Source organism: Massilia sp. P2_C2, from assembly GCF_056404615.1.
Window position 1 is genome coordinate 1 of sequence record NZ_JBFUDR010000440.1, and the last position, 3,823, is coordinate 3,823.

The 3,823-nt window shown below is 64.8% G+C and carries 2 protein-coding genes; one reads left to right on the forward strand and one right to left on the reverse strand.

All coding sequences use genetic code 11. From position 1 onward, the window contains the following. Positions 1-1,001: chloride channel protein (locus AC1DYX_RS28945; protein WP_477265337.1), on the reverse strand; the 1,001-nt coding region annotated here is incomplete at its 3' end. Positions 1,002-1,174: 173 nt separating this feature from the next. Here AC1DYX_RS28945 and clpB point away from each other — a divergent pair. Beyond that, positions 1,175-3,799, forward strand: coding sequence for an ATP-dependent chaperone ClpB (clpB, locus tag AC1DYX_RS28950; protein WP_477265339.1), 2,625 nt, complete (start codon positions 1,175-1,177; stop codon positions 3,797-3,799). The last annotated feature ends 24 nt before the right edge of the window (positions 3,800-3,823 follow it).

The window sequence follows — 3,823 nt, forward strand, 5'->3', positions numbered from 1 at the left end:
ATGTAGAACAGCGGCGTGACTTCGCCGCCCTTGAAGCCCGTGCCCAGCGACGCGACCGTGAACACCATCTTGCCGGCGAAGTCCCACGGCGCCAGCGGTTGCGCGAACGCGGCCTGGATCGTCGGGATGCCCAGGCCGATGTAGCGGTCCGCGCCCAGTGCCAGCACGGCCGCCGCGACGACGCAGCCCCCCAGCAGCGGACGCAGCGGGCCGTAGGCGACGCGCCGCTTCATCCAGCCCGACAGTGCATGCGTGCAATCCGCGAACAGCTTGCCGGCGAGGCCGAACAGCGCGCCCGCGATGGCGACGGCGGTCAGCGGCCACAGCGCCAGCGCCGGCACGGCTTGCACGACATAATGCGTGTGGTGGATGCCGAGCAGGTGACCCCACAGCAGGCAGAACTGGTCGCCGGCAAGCGCGGCCGCGAGACAGGCGAGCAGGGCATCGTAACGCAGGCGGCCGATGGCCAGTACTTCGAGGCCAAAGACGGCGCCCGCCAGTGGCGTGCCGAACACGGACGCGAAGCCGGCGCTGATCCCTGCCATCAGGACGATGCGCCGGTCGTCGTGTTTCAGCCTGAACACATGGGTGAGCTGGTCGGCCAGCGCGCCACCCATTTGCACGGCCGTTCCCTCGCGACCGACGGAGGCGCCGAACAGGTGCGAGATCACGGTACCGCCCAGCACGAGCGGCGCCATGCGTAGCGGGATGACCTTTTTCGGGTCGTGGATCTCGTCGATCAGCAGGTTGTTGCCGGCCTCGACGGAACTGCCGAAGCGCAGGTACAGCCAGCCGACGGCGAACCCGGCCAGCGGCAGCAGGGCGGTCAGCCAGCGGTGCGCGAGGCGCGTGCCCGTCGCCCATTCGAGCGCGAACAGGAAGACGGCCGAGGCGGAGCCGGCCAGCAGCCCGACGGCGAGCGCGAGCAGCAGCCACTTCGCCATATAGGGCAGCAGGCGCCATTGTTCGTCGAAATGCCGGGAAAGGAAAGAAGGTGTCATGCATGTCCTTGCGTGTTGGGACGGTTTCTGGACATGCGGCAAGGTCGTCCACCAGACATTTTATAGAAGTAATTTTTAAACGCCCAGCAGTCGAGAGTTCACATCTTGAAAAGTCGCTACGGCATCCCTACCTTGGTGTCAATCCAGAATCTAACCAACCACTAGGGGCAAACATGCGACAAGACAAACTGACGACCAAGCTCCAGGAAGCGCTGGCGGACGCGCAAAGCCTGGCGGTCGGCAACGATAACCAATACATCGAACCAGTCCACCTGCTGTCCGCGCTGCTGGGCCAGGACGATGGCGGCGCGCGCTCGCTGCTGCAGCGGGCCGGCGTCAACGTCGGTGGCCTGCAGGCCGCGCTGCGCACGGCGTTCGACCGCCTGCCGAAAGTGTCCGGTACGGGCGGCGACGTGCAGGTGGGCCGCGAGCTCGTTGCGCTGTTGAACCTCGCCGACCGCGAATCGCAGAAGCGCGGCGACCAGTTCCTGTCGAGCGAGATGGTCCTGCTCGCCTTCACCGAAGACAAGTCCGATGCCGGCCGCCTGGCGCGCGAAAACGGTCTCGCCCGCAAGGCGCTCGAATCCGCGATCTCCGCGGTGCGCGGCGGCGAAAACGTGAATTCGCAGGATGCGGAAGGGCAGCGCGAAGCCCTGAAGAAATATACGCTCGACCTGACGGAACGTGCCCGCAGCGGCAAGCTCGACCCGGTGATCGGCCGCGACGACGAGATCCGCCGCGCCATCCAGGTGCTGCAGCGCCGTACCAAGAACAACCCTGTGCTGATCGGCGAACCCGGCGTCGGCAAGACCGCGATCGTGGAAGGCCTCGCGCAGCGTATCGTCAACGGCGAGGTGCCGGATTCGCTGAAGGGCAAGCGCGTGCTGTCGCTCGACATGGCCGCGCTGCTGGCGGGCGCCAAGTTCCGCGGCGAGTTCGAGGAACGCCTGAAAGCCGTGCTGAAGGAACTGGCGCAGGACGAGGGCATGACGATCGTCTTCATCGACGAGATCCACACGATGGTCGGCGCCGGCAAGGCCGAAGGCGCGATGGACGCCGGCAACATGCTGAAGCCGGCACTGGCGCGCGGCGAGCTGCACTGCATCGGCGCGACCACCCTGGACGAGTACCGCAAATACGTCGAGAAGGATGCCGCGCTGGAGCGCCGCTTCCAGAAGATCATGGTCGACGAGCCGAGCGTGGAGGCAACCATCGCGATCCTGCGCGGCCTGCAGGAAAAATACGAGCTGCACCACAAGGTCGAGATCACGGACCCGGCGATCATTGCTGCAGCCGAGCTGTCGCACCGTTACATCACCGACCGCTTCCTGCCGGACAAGGCGATCGACCTGATCGACGAGGCTGCCTCGAAGATCAAGATCGAGATCGATTCCAAGCCGGAAGTCATGGACAAGCTCGACCGTCGCCTGATCCAGCTGAAGATCGAGCGCGAGGCCGTCAAGAAGGAAACGGACGAAGGCTCGCAGCGCCGCCTGGAGCTGATCAATGAAGAGATCGCCCGGCTGGAGCGCGAATATAACGACTACGAGGAAATCCTCAAGTCGGAGAAGGCGGCCGTGCAGGGTACGACGCACATCAAGGAAGAGATCGAGCGCATCCGCCTGCAGATGGAGGAGGCGAAGCGCCAGAGCAACTGGCAAAAGGTCTCCGAGCTGCAGTATGGCCGCCTGCCCGAGCTGGAACGGCAGCTGAAGGATGCCGAAGCTTCCGGCCACCATCCGGACGGCGCAGATAAGGAAGAGAATATGCGACCGCGTCTGCTGCGCACCCAGGTCGGTGCCGAGGAAATCGCGGAAGTCGTGTCGCGGGCGACCGGCATCCCCGTCGCCCGCATGATGCAGGGCGAACGCGACAAGCTGCTGCACATCGAAGAGAAGCTGCATGAGCGCGTCGTGGGCCAGGACGAGGCGATCGAGGCCGTGTCCGATGCAATCCGGCGCTCGCGCGCGGGTCTCGCCGATCCGAACCGTCCATATGGCTCGTTCATGTTCCTCGGCCCGACGGGCGTCGGCAAGACCGAGCTGTGCAAGGCGCTGGCGAACTTCCTGTTCGACACGGAAGACGCGATGATCCGCATCGACATGAGCGAGTTCATGGAAAAGCATTCCGTGGCCCGCCTGATCGGCGCGCCGCCGGGCTATGTCGGCTATGAGGAAGGCGGCTACCTGACGGAAGCCGTGCGCCGCAAGCCGTACAGCGTGATCCTGCTCGACGAGATCGAAAAGGCCCATCCGGACGTGTTCAACGTCCTGCTGCAGGCGCTCGACGACGGCCGCATGACGGATGGCCAGGGCCGCACCGTGGACTTCAAGAATACCGTGATCGTGATGACGTCGAACCTGGGTTCGCACAAGATCCAGTCGATGGACAGCGACGAGCCGGCCGTCGTGAAGCTGGCCGTGATGGCCGAGGTGCGCGGACACTTCCGCCCCGAGTTCATCAACCGCATCGACGAGATCGTGGTGTTCCATGCGCTCGACGAGAAGAACATCGGCGCGATCGCGAAGATCCAGCTGAAGAGCCTGGCGCAGCGCCTCGAGAAGATGGAGATGTCGCTCGACATCTCGGAAGAAGCCTTGCAGAAGATCGCGGAAGCGGGCTTCGATCCGGTGTACGGCGCGCGTCCGCTCAAGCGTGCGATCCAGCAGCAGATCGAGAATCCGCTGTCGAAGGAAATCCTGGCCGGCCGTTTCGGCCCGAAGGACACGATCCGGGTCGGCGTGCGCGGCAGCCAGCTCGTGTTCGGCGAGGAACCTGCGGTCGAGCTGGCGAAGTAATTCTTTCGCAGCCATCAAAAACGC